The following is an 18,627-nucleotide window of genomic DNA, read 5'->3' on the forward strand; positions in this document are numbered from 1 at the left end:
AATTTTTCAGCCAGCGGTGGATATCTTAGGTGTTGTCTCAGTACGCTCATGTTTATAACCGCTTGGAACAACGATGCAGGGTGGCTTGGTGAAACGACGTGACTTGCTCTTGTCCGGAGGAGCACTTGGAATGATCGGACCGGCGGGCCTTACCTCGGCAGGTTCAAAAACAGGTTTCTTTGTCCCCGCGGAAGACTCCAGACACCAGCGGACATTCATGCAGTGGCCTGTCAGCAGACAAGTATACCCCGACCCGCTATTCCTCGAAATGATTCAACAGACCATCGCCGACATCGCAAATATGATCGCGGAATTTGAACCGGTTTCGATGTTGGCGGCCCGAGCGGACCACAGCACCGCACGTTCGAAACTAACTGGCGCAGTCGAGCTTTGGGACGTTCCAACCGAAGATCTGTGGTGCAGGGACTCAGGTCCGATTTTTGTCGTAAACCCTGCCGGCGAAATTGCCATCAGCCACATCCAATTCAACGGTTGGGGTGGGAAGCAAGTCGACACACACGACAGCCAGATTGCGCGTCGTGTGGCAGAATTGCTGGGACTGCCGCTTTTGCCCACCGGCTTAGTCGGTGAAGCGGGCGGGATTGAACAGGACGGCAACGGCGTACTTCTTGCTCATGAAAGCAGTTGGGTGAACGCGAACCGCAACCCGGACTTGTCACGCAATGAGATCGAGTCCCGCCTGTTGGAAGCCTATGGCGCGGATCGCATGATTTGGTCCGAAGGCGTCTGGGGCGAAGACATAACCGATTACCACATCGACAGCCTTGCCCGGTTCATCGGACCCGGGAGAGTATTGATTAATCTTCCCGACGTGCCGGACGTGAACGACCCGTTTCACCTTGCAGCGTTTGATACATATGACAAGCTTGTCACGTCGGGCCTGCAGGTTGACATCATTCCCGAGCCGCACTCACCACGTATAAAAGGCATTGATTTCGTAGCATCTTATGCAAATTACTACGTCTGCAACAATGCCGTGATTGCGGCAGAGTTTGGCGACCGCGAGACAGACCAAATTGCCAAAACCGCTCTGGCGCGCCATTACCCAGACCGTGAAATCATCACGCTGAACGTCGATCCGTTGGGCGAAATGGGCGGAGGAATTCATTGCGCGGCACAGCAGATGCCGGTTGCTTGACCAAAACGCCGTGAAGCCCAGGCCGAAGCCCTTCAGCCATTTGGCTACACCTGCAAGTTTTCTGTTTTGCAAAGCATGTCTTAGCGCAGTGGTGCGGGCGGTGGGACTCGAACCCACACGGGCGTACGCCCTTCAGATTTTAAGTCTGATATGTCTACCATTCCATCACGCCCGCACGGCGCCGGACCCGTTGCGGGTCTGAAAAACCAGTAAGGCCACGGGCCACTGAATACAATCCGTTTCACCGACCAGACACCAGGATTTTCTGTTCCTTCAAAGAAACCTGAGCCAGCTCCTGCAATCCTGATCCCTCTTGTCTTCACGCCGGAATCAAGCCAAGGCCTCGGCATGACTTACGACACGATCATTCTGGGCGCCGGAGCAGCAGGCATGATGTGCGCGACCCGCTGTGGCGGGCGGGTCCTGGTGATCGATCATGCAAAGGCACCGGGCGAAAAAATCCGCATCTCGGGTGGCGGGCGGTGCAACTTCACCAACCTGTACGCGGGTCCCGAAAATTTTCTGTCCGGCAACCCGCACTTCTGCAAATCCGCCCTGGCACGGTATACGCAATGGGATTTCCTTGATCTTGTGAACACCCATGGCATCGCCTGGCACGAGAAGACGCTGGGGCAATTGTTCTGCGATGGCTCATCGAAGCAGATCATCGCAATGCTGCTGGCCGAAATGGAACGCGCAGGTGCCGATTTGTGGCTGCAAACCACACTGCAAACGCTTGACCAGACCGAAGACGGGTTCGCTGCAGAGCTCGAACGCGATGGATGTCGATACAGCGTGACCTGTCGCAATCTGGTGCTTGCGACAGGCGGCAAATCGATCCCCAAAATGGGGGCGACTGGGCTCGCCTATGAAATCGCTCGGAAATTTGGCCTCGAAATCACGGATACACGGGCAGCTCTGGTGCCGTTCACGTTTTCCGATGGCCGATTCAATGATTTGTCAGGTGTTTCCGTGCCTGCGCGTCTTACGAATTCCCACGCAAGTTTTGATGAGGCACTGTTGTTCACGCATCGCGGATTGAGTGGACCCGCGGTATTGCAGCTATCATCCTACTGGCGCGAAGGAGAGGAGATTTCCGCCAACCTGATACCCGATCTTCCCTTGTTCGATCTTCTGCGCGAACAGCGGCAGTCGGCAGGTCGCAAGGCATTGAAGACAGAACTGGCACGGCACCTGCCCACTCGGTTGATCGACTACTTGAGCCATCACATTCCGATGAACGGAAATTTGGCGGATCAGTCCGATGCCGCGCTTGGTGAATTGATCGCCGCTCTGACCGATTGGCAACTGCTGCCTTCGGGAACCGAAGGGTACAGGACGGCCGAGGTCACTTTGGGCGGGATCGATACCAAGGGATTGTCGTCAAAAACGATGGAGGCCAAGGATGTCCCCGGCCTCTATGCAATTGGCGAAGCGGTGGATGTCACCGGCTGGCTGGGCGGGTACAATTTCCAGTGGGCGTGGTCCTCTGGCCACGCCGCCGGAACGGCAATCGCCGGCCGTTAGCCGACCACGTTGTAGCCGCGCCCGCGCATGCAATTGCGCACGATCACTTCCTGGTTCTGGGTATTCTGGAGCGCGCTGGCGCCGGCACCGACCAGAGCACCTGCAGCCGCAGCGCGTCCGAGATCACTGGCACTGTCGTCGATGATGGCTTTGGTGCCTGCAGCCCCGACAGCACCGATCGCTGCTGCGCCCGCCGTACGACTGTCAACGGTCGGCTGAGACCGTGCCAGCGCCTGACACTGAGCCAGATCAGCATTGTAGTTTGGCCCAACCGGACCATCGACCACGGGTTGATAATTTGCCCCGACATTCGAGCAGGCACCCGCCAGCAGAATTGCGGGAACAATCAAAAGAGACTTACGGTTTGGCATATCCATGACCTCGTGTTGAATTTTCGCAAGGCAAGACCAATAACAATGTCGCGTCAAGCGGATAGGGTCCAAGCTTTGCCGAACCGGCAATCAATTGCAACCGGCGGCCTCTTTCAGCCGGTGTTTGACGTTCTTCGTAAAATCCTCACCCCGCTGTTCGAAATTGTCGTATTGATCGAAGCTGGCCGCGGCGGGGGCAAGCAGAACGGTTTCGCCCGGTCGGGCGTCTTGCATGGCCTGTTCAACAGCAGTTGCCATATCCGTGCATACTGCTGTTTCCATATCCAGTTGGATGGCAAACGAGGCCGCCTCGCGCCCTATTACATAGGCCTTGAGGACCCGACCGCCAGCTTCGTTCAACGCAGCAAGTCCACCTTCTTTTTCCAATCCGCCGCAAATCCAGCGGATGCGTTCAAAGGCGTTCAGCGCTTTCAACGCGCTATCGACGTTCGTGGCTTTTGAATCGTTGACGTAAGTGACCCCGTTTTCCTCGGCTACTACCTGACTGCGATGTGGCAGGCCCGGGAAACTGCGCATGGCGGCTTCGATCACGCGCGGCGCAAGCCCCAGCGCACGACAGGCCGCATAAGCGGCGCAAGCGTTCTGATGGTTGTGGGTTCCGGGCAACCCCCTGATGTCGCGCAGGTCGATCGAACCGGCTTGTCGCCCCTTGCGGTACTCTGACAAGAACCCTTTTCGAGCAAAGACCTGCCAACCCGGACCCGCCAGTTTCCGCGCGACCGAGACACGGATCACCCGATCATCTGCTGCCGCTTCGGCCAGTTGCCCCGCCAGAAATGCTCCTTCGGTTTCATCGACGCCGATTACGGCACGGTCAGGGCCGCCTTCGGCAAACAATCGCCGCTTGGCTGCAAAGTAGCCACCCATACCCCCATGCCGGTCCAGGTGATCCGGCGATAGGTTGGTGAAAACCGCAATGTCTGGCGTCAGAGCGCGGGCCAGTTCGGTCTGGTAGCTGCTCAGTTCCAATACCACGACAGACCCGTCGCCGCCCGGGTCGATGTCCAGAACACCCCGTCCGATATTGCCCGCCAGTTGGCACTCTCGTCCGGCTTCGGACAAGATATGGTCTATTAATGCAGCGGTCGTGGATTTACCATTCGATCCGGTCACCGCGATTACACGTGGGGGCGTGTCGTAGTTGTTCCACTCTGCCCCCGCGAATGAGTGGAAGAACAATCCGATGTCGTTATCCACTGGCACGCCCGCGTCAAGCGCGGCTTTCACAATGGAGTTGGGCTTTGGAAAAAGATGCGGAATTCCCGGAGACACGATCAGCGCGGCTACATTGTCGAATGCACCATTTCGGTGCAGATCGGCACACTGAAACCCTTCGGCCTCGGCCTTTTCGCGTGCGGCTGGATTGTCATCCCAACAGGCCGCGTCGGCGCCGCCGGCGCGCAAAGCTCGTGCGGTGGCAAGCCCGGAGCGGCCAAGGCCCAGTACCGCAACTTTCTGTCCGGAAAACCCTTTGACCGGGATCATTCTGCCCACCCTCACAAGAAAATTATGCGCTGCCACACTGCACCGAAGAAATTCCGAATGGCAAGGGCGCGTTCAGGCTCGCGCCTATGCGCGAGCCGGGCCCAACAGGTGGCAGGCTGGCCGCAGGCCCGCCGAACCTGGCGGGAGTGCTACCTGACCTTGAGGGTCGCCAGACCGATCATCGCCAGGATCAGGGAGATGATCCAGAACCGAATGACGATAGTAGGTTCTGCCCATCCCTTTTTCTCATAGTGGTGGTGAATTGGCGCCATCAGAAACACGCGTCTTCCGGTGCGTTTGAAATACAGCACCTGAATGATCACACTCAGCGCCTCGACGACGAACAGGCCACCGACAACCGCCAACACCAGCTCGTGTTTGGTTGCCACCGCGATTGCGCCCAATGCACCGCCCAATGCCAGCGAACCGGTGTCACCCATGAACACAGCCGCAGGTGGCGCGTTGTACCACAGAAAACCCAGACCTGCGCCGAACAGCGCCGAGGTGAAGATGAAGATCTCTCCTGTTCCTGGCACGTAATGCACGTCCAGATATTCGGTAAAGTCGACGCGTCCCACAGCATAGGCAATAACACCCAGCGTCGAGGCAGCAATCATTGCGGGCATGATCGCCAAACCATCCAGCCCGTCGGTCAGGTTCACCGCATTTGCGGCCCCGACGATCACAACGATCGAGAAAGGAATGTAGAAAATACCCAGATTGATCAGAGTATCCTTGAAAATCGGCAAAGCCAGCTGGTTCTGTAGCGCTTCGGGGTGGTGCAAGGTTGCCCAAAGCGCCGCCAGTACGGCAATCAGAATGCCCAGCGCCATTCGCATCTTGCCGGATACGCCCTTGGTGTTCTGTTTCGAAACCTTGGCATAGTCATCCGCAAAACCGATCGCCGCATAGGCCAGCGTAACAAACAGAACCATCCAGACATAAGGGTTGTCCCACCGTGCCCAGACAAGTGTCGACGTGACCAGCGCGCCGACGATCAGCAACCCGCCCATTGTCGGTGTACCGGCTTTGTTGAAATGCCCCTCGGGGCCGTCGTCGCGGATCGGCTGCCCTTTTCCCTGCTTCTTGCGCAATACGTTGATCAGAGGTTTGCCGAACAGAAACCCGAAAACCAATGCCGTCATAAAGGCGCCGCCAGCGCGGAAGGTGATGTAGCGGAAGAGGTTCCAGAAATCCCCTCCATCCGACAAGGCGGTCAACCAGTACAGCATTACAAAACCTCTCTCACGCGGCGGTCATGGTTCAAGCGCGCGCTCATGCCCCATTTTCCGCAAACCGTCAACAATTCGCGCCAGCGCCATGCTCAACGAGCCCTTGGCCAATACAACATCCCCCTCCCGGATCAGGTCGGGTAGTTGCGCGGCCATTTCATCGCTGGATTCAAACCACAGCCCGCGCTTATCTTCGGGCAACGCCTCGTGCAGCGCCCGCATGAGCGGCCCGATGCAATGCACCTTGTCAACGCGTGACATCGCCTCAACTTCCGCCATAGCCGCGTGCATTGCGTGTTCTTGTGCGCCCAGTTCTTTCATATCGCCCAGAAACGCAATGCGACGGGCGCCTTGCGCTGCGGCCAGAACGTCCAGCGCGGCCTCCATCGAGGTCGGGTTCGCGTTGTAGCTGTCGTCCAGAAGTTCAATCTGCCCGCTTCCTGCCAGAGGCAGAGTTTCGCGCACTCCGCGTCCGGTCACCGGTGACCAGCGGCCAAGGCCCTGGATTGCCTGCTTCAACGGAATATCCAGCTCGGCGCACGCCGCCAGCGCACCCAGCGCATTCATGGCAAAATGCGTGCCTGCGGATTTGACCTCGAATGTCGTCGAATGACCGTCGACCATAGCCTGCGCTTTGACCGAATTTGCGGACTGGGCTACGTCTGACAGCACATAGTCCTTCGCGTTCCGCCCGAAATCGACCATCTTGGCACCGGCCGCCGCAGCACAATCGCGCAGGATCTGCGCGTGTTCGATATCGGCATTCACGATGGCCGCGCCACCATCGGTCAGCCCTTCAAAAATAGCGGCTTTTTCATGGGCAATACCGGCAACTGACTCGAACGCCTCAAGATGGACAGCTGCAACTGTCGTGACCAGGGCGACATGTGGGCGGGCTTGCCGGGCTAACGGAGCGATCTCGCCCGGATGGTTCATCCCGATCTCGATCACTGCGAAATCTGTATCGCGCGGCATCCGGGCCAATGTCAGCGGCACCCCCCAGTGGTTATTGTAACTGGCGACGCTGGCATGGGTTTTGCCCTGCGTTTCCAATATCGTGGCCAGCATTTCCTTGGTCGAAGTCTTGCCAACGCTTCCAGTGACACCCACTACTTGCGCGGAACACCGGGCGCGCGCCGCCTGCCCCAGTGCCTCAAGTCCCGCCTGAACGTCTTCGACAATTAAAAGAGGGGCGTCCTCTGCCACACCGTTCGGCACCCGCGATACCATCGCGGCGCCTGCCCCTTTTTCGAGCGCCTGAGCGACAAAATCATGCCCATCTCGCGCTGCCTTCAAAGCAACAAACAGGTCACCGGGCCGCAATGTGCGTGTGTCGATCGAAACACCGTTGACCTTCCAATCCGATGTAGCGTGTCCACCTGTGGCCTCTGCGGCCTCCTGCGCAGTCCAGAGTGTCATGCGACCCGCCCGTCCAGCGCGGCCACGGCAATGCTGGCCTGTTCGACATCGTCAAAGGGCAGTACCTGATCGCCAACAATCTGACCCGTCTCATGGCCCTTACCCGCGATGAGCAGCGCATCGCCCGGCTGCAACGCGTCGACGCCGCGTAGGATCGCCTCGGCCCGATCACCGACTTCGGTCGCCTCAGGCGCGCCAAGCATGACGGCTGTTCGGATCGTTGCGGGATCTTCGCTGCGGGGGTTGTCGTCGGTGACAAAAACGATATCCGCGTTGGCCGCTGCAGCCTTTCCCATCAACGGGCGCTTGGTGGCATCGCGATCACCCCCGGCACCGACGATCGCAATCAGACGCCCCATCACGTGTGGCCGCATAGCCTTGAGCGCCGTGGCCACCGCATCCGGTGTGTGGGCATAGTCGACGAAGACCGCCGCGCCGTTCTCGCGCGTGGCGGCCAGTTGCATGCGTCCCCGAACGGTTGCCATGTGGGGCAGCGTCTCAAAGACACGCTCAGGTTCATCCCCGGCTGCAATGACCAAGCCACAGGCCAGCAGAACATTTTCCGCCTGAAAGCCGCCGATGAGGTTCAGACGAGTCTGGTAGACCTTCCCCTTCCACGAGAATCGCAGATCCTGCCCGGTTGCATCAAATCGCTGATTGATCAGACACATATCGGCCGATCCCAAACCTACCGTCAGTACCGACTGACCACGACGTTCCGCGATCCGGCGAACCTGCGCGCCTTTCGGGTCGCTCAGATTGACCACAGCTGTACCGTCTTGCGGAAGAACCCGGTCAAACAACCCGGCCTTGGCATTAAAGTAGGCCTCAAACGTCTCGTGATAGTCCAGATGGTCCTGCGTAAAGTTCGAGAATCCGGCAGCCGACAGGTGAACCCCGTCCAGCCGGCGCTGCTCAAGACCATGGGACGAAGCCTCCATCGCCGCGTGCGTCACGCCATTTCTCACCGCTTCGGCGAGGCAGCGATGCAATGTGATCGGCTCGGGCGTGGTATGCGCCAGCGGGGCGGTCCAACTGCCTTCAACGCCGGTCGTGCCCAGGTTGACGGCGGCATGGCCGAGTTCGGTCCAGATCTGGCGCACAAAACTGGAAACCGACGTTTTGCCGTTAGTACCCGTAACAGCAACGATTGTCTGAGGCTGTGCACCGAACCACAATGCGGCCGAGCCCGCCAGCGCCTGACGCGGGTCTTCGACCACGATCAACGCGACATCGGAACGGGCAAGCTCATCAGCCGCGATCTCGGCCCCCTCGGCGTCGGTCAGTATTGCCGCCGCACCCATGCGCAAGGCGTATTCGATGAATTCGCCGCCGTGGACCCGTGTTCCAGGCAGCGCCGCAAACAGGTATCCATCCTTGACCTCACGACTATCAACAGCCAGGCCGGTGATCGTTGGGTTCGCCCCACCCCGAGCGGTCAGGGCCAGTTGGCTGAGTTTCTTTGACCTTGCGCCCATGACCCACCTCTTGCCGGACAGTCTAATTCGAAGTCAGCGTTATAGCAGCGCCCGCCTCAGGCTCAAGCCGGGGACGCAGGCCCAGCAGGGGTGCAATCCGTGCGATCAGTTCCGAGGCCACGGGCACCGCCGTCCAGCCCGCCGTCCGCCGTTTTTCGCCGTAAGCCACGATCGACGGCTCATCCAGGGTAACCACCAGAACATATTGCGGGTTATATGCCGGGAAAATCGTGGCGAACGTGGCGATGACCTTATCGTCATAATAACCACCACGCGGTTTCGGCTTGTCCGCCGTTCCGGTCTTGCCGGCGACGGCATAACCCGGAACGTCACCAAAGCTGGCCGTTCCGTCCGTCACGACCTTGCGCAACATTTTTTGTGCCTGGCGTGCCGCCCCCTGCGACATGACCCGTGGGCCATATTGCGGCCCGTTCCTTCGCAGAATCGTGGGGCTGACATAGTGCCCACCATTGGCAATCGCAGCATAACCTGCTGCCAGATGCATCGGACTGGTTGAAAGCCCATGACCGTAAGAGATCGTCACAGTGCTCAACTCGCCCCATTTCTTGGGTTTAAGGGGTGCGCCACCCTTCGCTTCGACAATCTCGAACGGGGTCGGATCGAACATACCCAATGCCTGCAGGAAGTCCTGCTGCCGCCGTGCACCGATCTGCAAAGCCAGCCGCCCGGTGCCCCGGTTCGAGCTGTGCATGATCACATCCGCCACACTGATCTTGCCATAGTTCTTGCCGTTGAACTCTCCGATCGGGAACCGCCCGATCTTCATCGGGCCGGACGTGTCGATGATCGTCTCGGATTTCACCAACCCAAGCTGAACGGCCTGCGCAGCAGTGAAGATCTTGAAAACGGAACCCAGTTCGTAAACCCCCTGAACATAGCGGTTGAACAGAGGGCTGTCGGAAGGATCAAACCCCGAAGTCGGAGGGCGTGGCCGGTCATTTGGATCAAAAGATGGTAGCGAAGCAGCCGAAATCACTTCGCCTGTATGTGCATTCATCAGAACGGCCGAGGCACCTTTGGCGTTCATGATCTTCATGCCGCCATACAGCACCTGCTCGACCGCCGCCTGAACTGTAAGGTCGAGGGACAGTTGCAGCGGCTTGTTGCCGTTGGCCGGGTCCCGCAGATAGTCGTCGAATTGTTTTTCAACCCCGGCAACGCCAATCACCTCAGCCGCACTGACACCTTCACGACCAAAACCGGACCCGCCCAGAATGTGCGCAGCTAGTTTACCGTTAGGATAAAGGCGCATTTCGCGCGGGCCGAACAGGATGCCGGGATCGCCGATGTCGTGAACAGCCTGTTTCTGCTCGGGCGAAACCCGTTTTTTGATCCACAGGAATTTGCGTTTGCCCGTGAAATCTTTGATCAGCCTCTCTTTTTCCAGATCGGGGAAAATAGCCACCAGCTTTTCAGCCGCAGCAATGGGGTCGATCATCAGAGGGGGTTGGGCGTAAACGGAATACGTATCCAGATTGGTTGCCAGGATTCGCCCTTCACGGTCCACGATGTTGGCACGCTGCATGGCGATGGAGGCCCCCGGCGCACTGGCCAGAGGCTCTTGCGCCTCTGAGGTTGCCAGCATCCCCATGCGGAACCCGACCACGGAAAAGGCACAGAAGAAAAACAAACCCAGGACCAGCAGGCGCCCTTCGGCCCGGGCGCGGGCACGGTCCTTCATGTCTTCGTGACGCTGGCGGATGTTCTCACGCTCGATAGCCTTGGGGTTTTCACCGCGGGCACGGGCATCAAGGATTCGCGCAAGCGGGCGAAGAGGTGTGCGTGTCATGGAATCTGCACCTCGATCAATGCCTGAACCTCGGTGATGGCCTGCAACTCATCGGGATCAACTTCGGGCAGATCGGGGTCTTCACCGTAAGCAATACGATCTGCGCGCCCGAATTGCTCTGCCCGCAAGGGCAAAAGACCCAAACGCTCAAAGTTCAGGTCGGCCAGTTCACGCAGTCGGTCAGGGCGGTTGAGATAGGCCCATTCTGCGTGCAGCACCGCCAACCGCGCCTGCGCGACGCCAATCTGGCGTTGCAGCGACTGGGTTTCCTTCAGTACCTGCTGCGTCCGGTAATTCTCCTGATATGCCCATAGCGCCAGCCCGAACACGGACAGAGCAGTCAACACATACAACACACTCTTCATCTTGCCCTTCCCCCCAACTGAGGCATCCCGATGGCGCGGGCATCGATTTCGCCGGCCGGAGCCTCGGTCCGAATGGCCACGCGCAGCTTGGCCGAACGCGCGCGCGGATTTTCCTGCAATTCCTGATCATCGGGGCCGACGGCCTTACGGGTTTTCAGTGTAAATTGCGGCTGTTCCTGCTGTGTTTCGGGCGCATAACGGTTGGGGCGCCCGGTTTTGCCAGCGCGAGACTGGAAAAACCGCTTCACCATTCTGTCTTCGATGGAATGGAATGTGACAACAGCCAGTTGCCCGCCCGACTTCAATGCGCGTTCAGCGGCCATAAGGCCCTGAAACAGTTCCTCATATTCGGCGTTCACTGCGATGCGCAGGCCCTGAAAGCTGCGCGTTGCCGGATGTGATTGCCCCGGTTTCGGACGTGGCAGGCAGGATTCGATGATTTCGACCAACCTCAGGGTCGTAGTGATTGGCTCTTCGGCCCGCGCCTTGACGATGGCCTTGGCAATGCGACGGCTGGCGCGTTCTTCGCCGTAGTGGAACAGAATATCGGCAAGTTGCGCCTCGGTCGCGGTATTGACCAGATCTGCAGCGCTTTCGCCTTCCTGGCTCATGCGCATGTCCAGCGGGCCGTCCTTCATGAAGGAAAAACCACGCTCGGCCTGATCAAGCTGCATCGAAGAAACACCCAAGTCCAACACGACCCCGTCCAGATCCTGTGCGTATTCGTCCATGCGCGAGAATACACCTGGTTGCATCACCAATCGATTACCATATTCGCCGGCCCAATCCGCAGCCATTTCAAAGGCGAGCGGGTCACGATCCACGCCGATGACTTTGTCTGCCCCGGCCTCCAGCAGACCACGCGTATAACCGCCAGCGCCAAACGTTCCGTCCAGCCAAACTCCGGACACCGGTGCCACGGCGGCCAAAAGCGGGCGCAGCAAAACGGGGATGTGAGGTTTGTCCGAGGGGTTCCCTGCGCCGGCCATGCCGTCACGCATCCCCGGTTCCGTCGAGGAACTCCATTGGGTCGAAGTCGTCCGGCAGATCATCCAGCCATTCTTCGGCTGCTGCCAGTTCTTCGGCCTCGTAGGTCTCGGGTTTCCAAATCTGAAATGTATCACCGGCAGCGATGAAAAACGCCTCGCCCTCAAGCTCGATCTTGGTGCGCAACTTCGCGGGCAGCACCAGCCGTCCGGTTTCGTCCACATTGGTCGGGAAAGACTGACCATGGAACATGCGCTGCAACATCTTACGCTGCATCGAACCGCGTGGGAGCGCATCGATCTTGGCATCAACCTCGTCGATGGCCTCCATCGTGTAGCATTCAAGGTATTTCCTTCGGTGGTCGCCATAGACAATCACCAGTTCGGGATTGTCACCGGGCTGCCAGTTTGGGTCAGAGGCTTCCAGCACACGGCGAAACGAGGCCGGGATCGACACCCTGCCCTTCGTGTCCACCTTGTGGTGGCTTTCACCTCTAAACCTGCGCGCCAAGACGACTGTCCCTTTCGCTTGCGCCCCACCCAAATTTCACGTTCCCCCGGATGAAAAACGGCGGGTTGATCTGCTGCCACTGATCAACCCGCCGCATTGACCCGCTTTGCGGGATGTCCAGCTGCGCGCGCCACCTGGGGGGATGTCTGCTCGCCCGCGCGCCGGATCTCTTGAGTGATGAAAGCGAGATGCCTGTATGAAACCTGAATTAGTCTTTTTGGTTCGGGGTCGTTTGGTGCCCCATGTGCCTCGTCCTCATCGGATGTATAAGGGATGGCATGGGAATTCATGGAAATCAATAGTCATTTTTGGGATACCGCTATAATGCGAAGACAATATGGCCTCACAGAATCACAAGATATAGCGAAAATCGCACCACAAGTTGCCCTTGTCGATTCCAATAACACAAGATGTATGCGCATCGACAGGAATCAGATTCTTCCCACAATTTCCCAGAATTTTTCGAAAAACCCCGCCAGAACTAACGCTGACTTTAGTTTTGACCTCGGTTTCCGCCGAATCACCCACCGCGCGTGGTAAGGGATTTAGCCAACCGCACCTTAGAAGGTATCGGCCCATGAATTCCCATAGCACCAAATCAATCCCAGCAATTAAAGCACCAGCGCCGTCGTCCAGTTCTCAATCAGCCCAGATTTCAACCGCATCCGCCTAAACAAATCGCACGCCCCCTCTCCCCAAACATGCGCGCAAGGGGCATGACCAAGCTGCAAATCCCTGTTTTAAAGGCGGCTTGCGCTGTCGGCGGGCAACATAATGATATCTATGCATTTGCTGCATAGCAGCATTGATGACACCCGCTATTGTGCAATCGCAGCATTCGCTTATTTTCAGTCTCAAGCAAGCGCCGGACGCACCGGTGCAAGACACGAGTTACCGGAATAAGACGATGGCAGCAGCAAGCAACATTTCCGCCCTGAAAGGCACACACACAAACGTCCTGGCGTCACTGATCGAAGCGATGAAAACCCGCTTTGTCCGCTACCGGATCTATCGCCAGACGGTGAACGAACTGTCGGCATTGTCCAACCGTGAGCTGGCCGATCTGGGCCTGCACCGGTCAATGATCCGCCGTGTCGCGCTGCAGGCAACCGAAGACTACACAGCGCATTAAGCGCGAAACGAACAACCGAGATCAGGCCCACCTCCTCCCTTTGGGTCTGTATTTCAGCGGCAGCGTCTCTCCTCCTCCCTGACGTTGCCGCACTTAATACCGGCTCTGAACGCCGGACGCAGATGCATCGGGTACTCCTCCTCCCTTTCCCGATGTTGAAAGCGCGCGGTGACGCCCTCCTCCTCCCTGGCGTCGCCGCGTCTTCCTCATACCGGGCTGTAACCCGGGTTCGGATACATCGGGGCTTTCCTCCTCCCTGCCCCGGTGTTGAAAAGAACGGCGGTTCCCCCTCCTCCTCCCTGGGAACCGCCGTTTTTTCTTTTGCGCATGCCGCTGTATGATCGGGTCATATCCCTTTGCCCCGGAGTCACCCATGCCCGCCTATTTCATCGCTCAGATTGACATTCACGATCCCGAAAACTACCAAGGCTACCTTGAGGGGTTCATGCCGATATTCGACCGACACGGCGGCCGGTTGCTGACGGTTTCATCCAAGCCCGTCGATCTGATCGAAGGCACTTGGCCCGAGGGCGGGATCGTCCTTATGGAATTTCCTGACCTTGCTGCCGCTCACGCATGGAAGAACGATCCGGATTACGTCGCGCTTGCGGAAATCCGGAAAGCGACGGCAACAACAAACATGGTACTGGTCGAGGGTATTTGATCTTTCAGAATGGCACGTCATCCTTAGCAGAAAGAAACCGCGAGACGACTTTCTTGATGCCGGCCTTGTCAAAGTCGACCTCAACCTTGTCGCCTTCGATTCCGACCACCGCGCCATAGCCAAATTTCTGATGGAACACACGCTCGCCCAGCGTAAAGCTGGCGACAGCGGTCGCGTCGATCACGGTATTTCTGCTTTCGCGCGGTTGAGACATGCCATACTGGCCCTGCCGCGCCTGCATCCGCTTCCAACCGGGCGAGTTGTATACATTCGCTTCGGCCGCTCGGGTTTCGATACTGGCTGCGGTTTGCCCACCGCCATAGAGGCCCGGCGGTGTCAGAACTTCCACGTGATCCTCGGGCAATTCGTCGATGAAACGCGATGGCATCGAATTCTGCCACTGCCCAAACACCCTCCGGTTGGCCGCAAACGAAATCGTGCAGACCTCTTCCGCGCGGGTAATGCCGACATAGGCAAGGCGACGCTCTTCCTCGAGGCCTTTAAGTCCCGATTCATCCATCGACCGTTGCGAGGGGAACAGTCCGTCCTCCCACCCTGGCAGGAAGACTGCTGGAAATTCCAAACCCTTGGCGGCGTGCAAAGTCATGATCGAGACCTTTGCGCCATCTGATTCCTGCTCGTTATCCATGACGAGGCTTACATGCTCCAAAAACCCTTGCAGGTTCTCGAAATTGTCCAACTGGTTGACCAGTTCCTTGAGGTTCTCCAGCCGCCCCGGTGCCTCAGGCGTCTTGTCGTTCTGCCAATGCGCGGTATAGCCGGATTCATCCAGGACGACCTGTGCCAGTTCGATATGGTTGTGCTCCGGTTCGCCATAGCGGGCCGGCGAGGTGCCATCGTCGATCACCGAGTCATCGTCAATCTCGATCCGCGGTCCACGGGTCATGGCATTCCACCGGGTGATACCGTCAATCAATTGCCTGAGTGCCACGCCACCTTTGCCCTTGATCAATCCCTGATCCACCGCGATCCGAGCGCCATCCACCAGGGACACACCGTTTTCCCGCGCGGTCAATTGGATCGTCTGCTGTGCCTTGTCGCCCAGGCCGCGTTTTGGCGTGTTCACGATCCGCTCGAAGGCCAGATCATCCTCGGGGCTGACCACCAGCCGGAAGTAGGCCATGGCATCGCGAATCTCCATCCGCTCGTAAAACCGAGGTCCGCCAATCACCTTGTAAGGCAGGCCGATGGTCAGAAAGCGATCCTCAAAGGCGCGCATCTGGTGGCTGGCACGCACGAGAATGGCAATTTCGTCTAGGTTCATTGGCCGCACACCGCGCGTGCCGCCCTGCATCGCGTCGATTTCTTCCCCGATCCAGCGCGCTTCTTCCTCGCCATCCCAATGGCCGATCAGGCGAACCTTTTCGCCTTCCTTCTGGTCGGTCCAGAGTTCCTTACCAAGACGGCTTTCATTGCCCCGGATAACGTTCGATGCCGCCGCCAGAATATGCGGGGTCGAGCGATAGTTCTGCTCGAGCCGAACAACGTAGGCACCAGGAAAGTCCTTTTCGAACCGCAGGATGTTGCCCACCTCGGCACCACGCCAGCCATAGATCGACTGGTCGTCGTCACCAACGCAACAGATATTTTTGTGTCCGCCCGCCAGCAACCTTAGCCACAGGTATTGGGCAATGTTCGTATCTTGGTATTCGTCCACAAGGATGTACCGGAACCAGCGCTGGTATTGCTCCAGAACATCCGAATGAGATTGAAAGATCGTGACCATATGCAACAGCAGGTCACCAAAATCCACAGCATTCAGTTCGCGCAACCGTGTCTGGTATTGCGCATAAAGCTCGACGCCCCTGCTGTTGTATGCCCCGGCATCTGCAGCGGGCACTTTCTCTGGGGTCAGCGCTCGGTTCTTCCAGTCATCGATGATGCTGGCCAGCATCCGAGCGGGCCAGCGCTTGTCGTCGATATTTGCGGCCTGAACCAATTGTTTGAGCAGGCGAAGTTGGTCATCTGTATCCAGAATCGTAAAGTTCGATTTCAAGTCCACCAGCTCTGCGTGGCGACGAAGCAGCTTGACACAGATTGAATGAAAAGTGCCGAGCCAGGGCATACCTTCTGCCGGCTGGCCTAACAGACGTCCGACCCGTTCTTTCATCTCGCGCGCGGCCTTGTTGGTGAAGGTCACGGACAGGATTTCATTGGGTCGCGCCCGCCCGGTGGACAAAAGATGCGCAATTCGTGCGGTCAACGCCTTTGTCTTGCCGGTTCCCGCGCCTGCCAGCATCAGAACCGGACCGTCCAGGCGTTCAACCGCCTCGCGCTGCGCCGTATTCAATTCATCCAGATATGGCGCGGGGCGCGCGGCCATGGCGCGTACCGACAGCGATGCGCCCTCGAAGGCGTCCGTTTCATCAAAACTGCTCATGGCCTCAAACTACGCTGGATAAGCGCCGAGGGAAAGGGTTTGTTCACGGCTTGTTCGCCGAAACATATTCAGTTCAATGTGGTCAATTCTAACAATCTTTCCATACATTCAGACGACCGCGTTAAGACTCTGTCAAACCGCGCTTGTGATGCTGGTCCGGTGGATGCGGGAGCACAAGACATGCAAAACGACAGCAAGCCGGGCGATATGCCCAAAGCAAAGGCAGTGGCAATCGCGCTGATGCTGATCGGTCTGACGGGTATTGCAGGTTGGGGCATATTCACGTTGCCCGCTCCGCTGGTGGATCGAATGCTGGAATCCGATCTCCGTTACCGCGCCATGCAGCTGAAACAGCAGGTCATCTCACATTTGGGCGAAGTCGAAGCGACATTTCGAACTGGTGAATTGGATGGGCATGACGAGGAATTTCTGGAACTTTTGCCCGCAACATCCGACATCTATCGCTTCAAACTTTTCAACAGCACCGGACAAGTCGTTTGGTCGACGCGCAGGGCGGACATCGGGGAAACGGCGAACAAACCTTATTTCCAAGCGATCGTCGCCGCCGGCAACATCTTCTACAAACACGAAGAAAAGCCACTTACCGACGTCGATGCTTTCAACCCTGACCTGCAGCATAACGCGGGTAGCACAACGCGCCACGTGGCTGAAATTTATGTCCCTGTTCTGCAAGACGGGCGCTTTCTGGGCGCGATTGAATTTTACACGGACATCACGCAAGTGCGAAACCTGTTCATCCTGCGGGCCCGTCTTTCGCTGGCGGTCCTGTGCGGCGTAGCCCTGCTGGCTTTGACCGCTGTGGTGCTGGTCATCTACCGCACAAATCGCCGTCAGATGCGCGACTTGCGTGTTCGGGCCGCGAAAGAGCGTGATTTGATGGACGACCAGCTGCGTCTGGCGCGCGAGGTGCGCCTGTTGGGCGAGTTGAACGAATGGTTGCAATCCAGCCGCTCTCTGGACGAACTGTTCGATATGGTCTCGCGCTTTATGACACACATTCTGCCCGAGGCTGAGGGCAGTGTTTACGTGTACTCCAATTCACGCGACGTTTTGGACGGATGCGCCAGTTGGAACGGCGGCGCCCACAAAGCCCATATACATCCGGAAGGCTGCTGGGGTTTGCGGCGAGGTCGAACTTATGAATTCGGAGCCTCGGAAATCGATTTCGTCTGCGAGCATGCAGAACCCCATGACGGGCGTCCCTATTTCTGCTTTCCGATCCTCGCCCATGGAGAGACTGTTGGACTGCTTCACTTGCGTGCTCATGAGGGCCGCGGTGAGGAGTTTCATTCCAGCAAGAAACTCGCGCAGCTCTGCGCTGAACAAATCAGCATGGCGATTGCCAACGTGCGGATGCGGGATCAGTTGCACGACCAGTCGGTCCGCGACCCTCTGACCGGGCTGTTCAACCGCCGGCATATGACGGAAACGCTACGCAAGGCGATCGGCCGCAGTCAGCAGACGGGGGCCCGGCTCAGCCTGATCGCGGTGGATGTGGATCATTTCAAGAAGTTCAACGACACGCATGGTCACGATGCGGGCGATATGGTCCTGCGAGCTGTGGGGTCCGCACTGGAACAAGGATGCGACCGGGACGAAATCGCCTGCCGCATTGGCGGAGAGGAGTTTATGCTGATCCTGCCCGACAACAGCCCCGAGGAAGCAATCACCCGCGCAGAGCACCTGCGGCAGGCGGTCGAAGCCGTGACGGTGCGCTATGGTGAGAAATCATTGCCACGCATCACCATTTCGGTTGGGGTTGCGCATTACCCTGCGCATGGAACCATGCCTCAAGATCTGATGCGTGCTGCGGATGACGCCCTGTACGCTGCAAAGGACAAAGGAAGAAATCAGGTTCAGGTGGCTGGTTCGGCAGTTGCTGGCACCTCGGGAGTCAAAACCAAGCAAAAGGAAGAACCAACCCCGCCTGCATCGGCCGCATAGCCGTTGACCTCATGGACAGGTCCGATGCACCGCTGGCACCGGGTTTGAAAGATCAGCTTTATCCGATTTTCGACCGTCAAAGGGTGGTGGAAGGCACGAAT

General features: G+C 58.1%; 15 protein-coding genes and 1 tRNA gene. 5 read left to right on the forward strand and 11 right to left on the reverse strand.

What is annotated here, in order from left to right:
• Positions 1 to 88: 88 nt before the first annotated feature.
• On the forward strand, positions 89 to 1,159 hold the full coding sequence (locus AC2TEL_RS10335) for an agmatine deiminase family protein (protein ID WP_480903659.1): 1,071 nt from the start codon (positions 89 to 91) through the stop codon (positions 1,157 to 1,159).
• 89 nt (positions 1,160 to 1,248) lie between these two features.
• Here the strand turns inward: AC2TEL_RS10335 and AC2TEL_RS10340 are convergent.
• Positions 1,249 to 1,334: transfer RNA gene (locus AC2TEL_RS10340), tRNA-Leu, on the reverse strand.
• A 173-nt stretch (positions 1,335 to 1,507) separates the two neighbouring features.
• Here AC2TEL_RS10340 and AC2TEL_RS10345 point away from each other — a divergent pair.
• Entirely contained in the window at positions 1,508 to 2,686 is a 1,179-nt protein-coding gene (locus AC2TEL_RS10345; RefSeq protein ID WP_480903662.1) for a BaiN/RdsA family NAD(P)/FAD-dependent oxidoreductase, read from the forward strand.
• Here the strand turns inward: AC2TEL_RS10345 and AC2TEL_RS10350 are convergent.
• From AC2TEL_RS10350 to mraZ, 9 genes are all read right to left on the reverse strand, one after another.
• On the reverse strand, positions 2,683 to 3,063 hold the full coding sequence (locus AC2TEL_RS10350; RefSeq protein WP_480843703.1) for a glycine zipper family protein: 381 nt from the start codon (positions 3,061 to 3,063) through the stop codon (positions 2,683 to 2,685). The two genes, AC2TEL_RS10345 and AC2TEL_RS10350, sit on opposite strands and share 4 nt — an antisense overlap.
• A gap of 84 nt (positions 3,064 to 3,147) precedes the next feature.
• Positions 3,148 to 4,563, reverse strand: a complete 1,416-nt coding sequence (murD, locus tag AC2TEL_RS10355; RefSeq protein ID WP_480903665.1) for a UDP-N-acetylmuramoyl-L-alanine--D-glutamate ligase — start codon at positions 4,561 to 4,563, stop codon at positions 3,148 to 3,150.
• A 149-nt stretch (positions 4,564 to 4,712) separates the two neighbouring features.
• On the reverse strand, positions 4,713 to 5,795 hold the full coding sequence (mraY, locus tag AC2TEL_RS10360) for a phospho-N-acetylmuramoyl-pentapeptide-transferase (RefSeq protein ID WP_480843707.1): 1,083 nt from the start codon (positions 5,793 to 5,795) through the stop codon (positions 4,713 to 4,715).
• Between the two features lie 24 nt (positions 5,796 to 5,819).
• On the reverse strand, positions 5,820 to 7,214 hold the full coding sequence (locus AC2TEL_RS10365; RefSeq protein WP_480903668.1) for a UDP-N-acetylmuramoyl-tripeptide--D-alanyl-D-alanine ligase: 1,395 nt from the start codon (positions 7,212 to 7,214) through the stop codon (positions 5,820 to 5,822).
• Positions 7,211 to 8,692, reverse strand: a complete 1,482-nt coding sequence (locus AC2TEL_RS10370; RefSeq protein WP_480903671.1) for a UDP-N-acetylmuramoyl-L-alanyl-D-glutamate--2,6-diaminopimelate ligase — start codon at positions 8,690 to 8,692, stop codon at positions 7,211 to 7,213. The genes AC2TEL_RS10365 and AC2TEL_RS10370 overlap by 4 nt, the downstream gene beginning before the upstream one ends.
• A gap of 22 nt (positions 8,693 to 8,714) precedes the next feature.
• Positions 8,715 to 10,502: a peptidoglycan D,D-transpeptidase FtsI family protein gene (locus AC2TEL_RS10375; RefSeq protein WP_480903674.1), complete on the reverse strand. Its 1,788-nt coding sequence runs from the start codon at positions 10,500 to 10,502 to the stop codon at positions 8,715 to 8,717.
• A complete protein-coding gene (gene ftsL / locus AC2TEL_RS10380) occupies positions 10,499 to 10,867 on the reverse strand; it encodes a cell division protein FtsL (RefSeq protein ID WP_480843711.1) in 369 nt (122 codons plus the stop codon). The genes AC2TEL_RS10375 and ftsL overlap by 4 nt, the downstream gene beginning before the upstream one ends.
• The gene (gene rsmH / locus AC2TEL_RS10385) at positions 10,864 to 11,856 is read right to left on the reverse strand and encodes a 16S rRNA (cytosine(1402)-N(4))-methyltransferase RsmH (RefSeq protein WP_480904167.1); all 993 of its coding nucleotides are present in this window, start codon (positions 11,854 to 11,856) and stop codon (positions 10,864 to 10,866) included. The genes ftsL and rsmH overlap by 4 nt, the downstream gene beginning before the upstream one ends.
• A 4-nt stretch (positions 11,857 to 11,860) precedes the next feature.
• Complete coding sequence (gene mraZ, locus AC2TEL_RS10390) at positions 11,861 to 12,364, reverse strand: division/cell wall cluster transcriptional repressor MraZ (RefSeq protein WP_480843712.1); 504 nt, start codon at positions 12,362 to 12,364, stop codon at positions 11,861 to 11,863.
• Positions 12,365 to 13,271: 907 nt separating this feature from the next.
• On the opposite strand from mraZ, the gene AC2TEL_RS10395 reads away from it, so the two are divergent.
• Both AC2TEL_RS10395 and AC2TEL_RS10400 read left to right on the forward strand, forming a co-directional pair.
• Positions 13,272 to 13,496 (forward strand): DUF1127 domain-containing protein, encoded by a 225-nt coding sequence (locus tag AC2TEL_RS10395; protein WP_480862139.1) that lies wholly within the window; start codon positions 13,272 to 13,274, stop codon positions 13,494 to 13,496.
• Positions 13,497 to 13,869: 373 nt separating this feature from the next.
• Positions 13,870 to 14,160, forward strand: coding sequence for a DUF1330 domain-containing protein (locus AC2TEL_RS10400; protein WP_480903678.1), 291 nt, complete (start codon positions 13,870 to 13,872; stop codon positions 14,158 to 14,160).
• A gap of 4 nt (positions 14,161 to 14,164) precedes the next feature.
• On the opposite strand, the gene AC2TEL_RS10405 is transcribed toward AC2TEL_RS10400, so the two are convergent.
• Positions 14,165 to 16,561, reverse strand: a complete 2,397-nt coding sequence (locus AC2TEL_RS10405) for an ATP-dependent helicase (protein WP_480903681.1) — start codon at positions 16,559 to 16,561, stop codon at positions 14,165 to 14,167.
• Between the two features lie 180 nt (positions 16,562 to 16,741).
• On the opposite strand from AC2TEL_RS10405, the gene AC2TEL_RS10410 reads away from it, so the two are divergent.
• Positions 16,742 to 18,526: a sensor domain-containing diguanylate cyclase gene (locus AC2TEL_RS10410; protein WP_480903685.1), complete on the forward strand. Its 1,785-nt coding sequence runs from the start codon at positions 16,742 to 16,744 to the stop codon at positions 18,524 to 18,526.
• Positions 18,527 to 18,627: the final 101 nt, after the last annotated feature.

The sequence above is a fragment of the Ruegeria sp. HKCCD9138 genome, assembly GCF_057220975.1.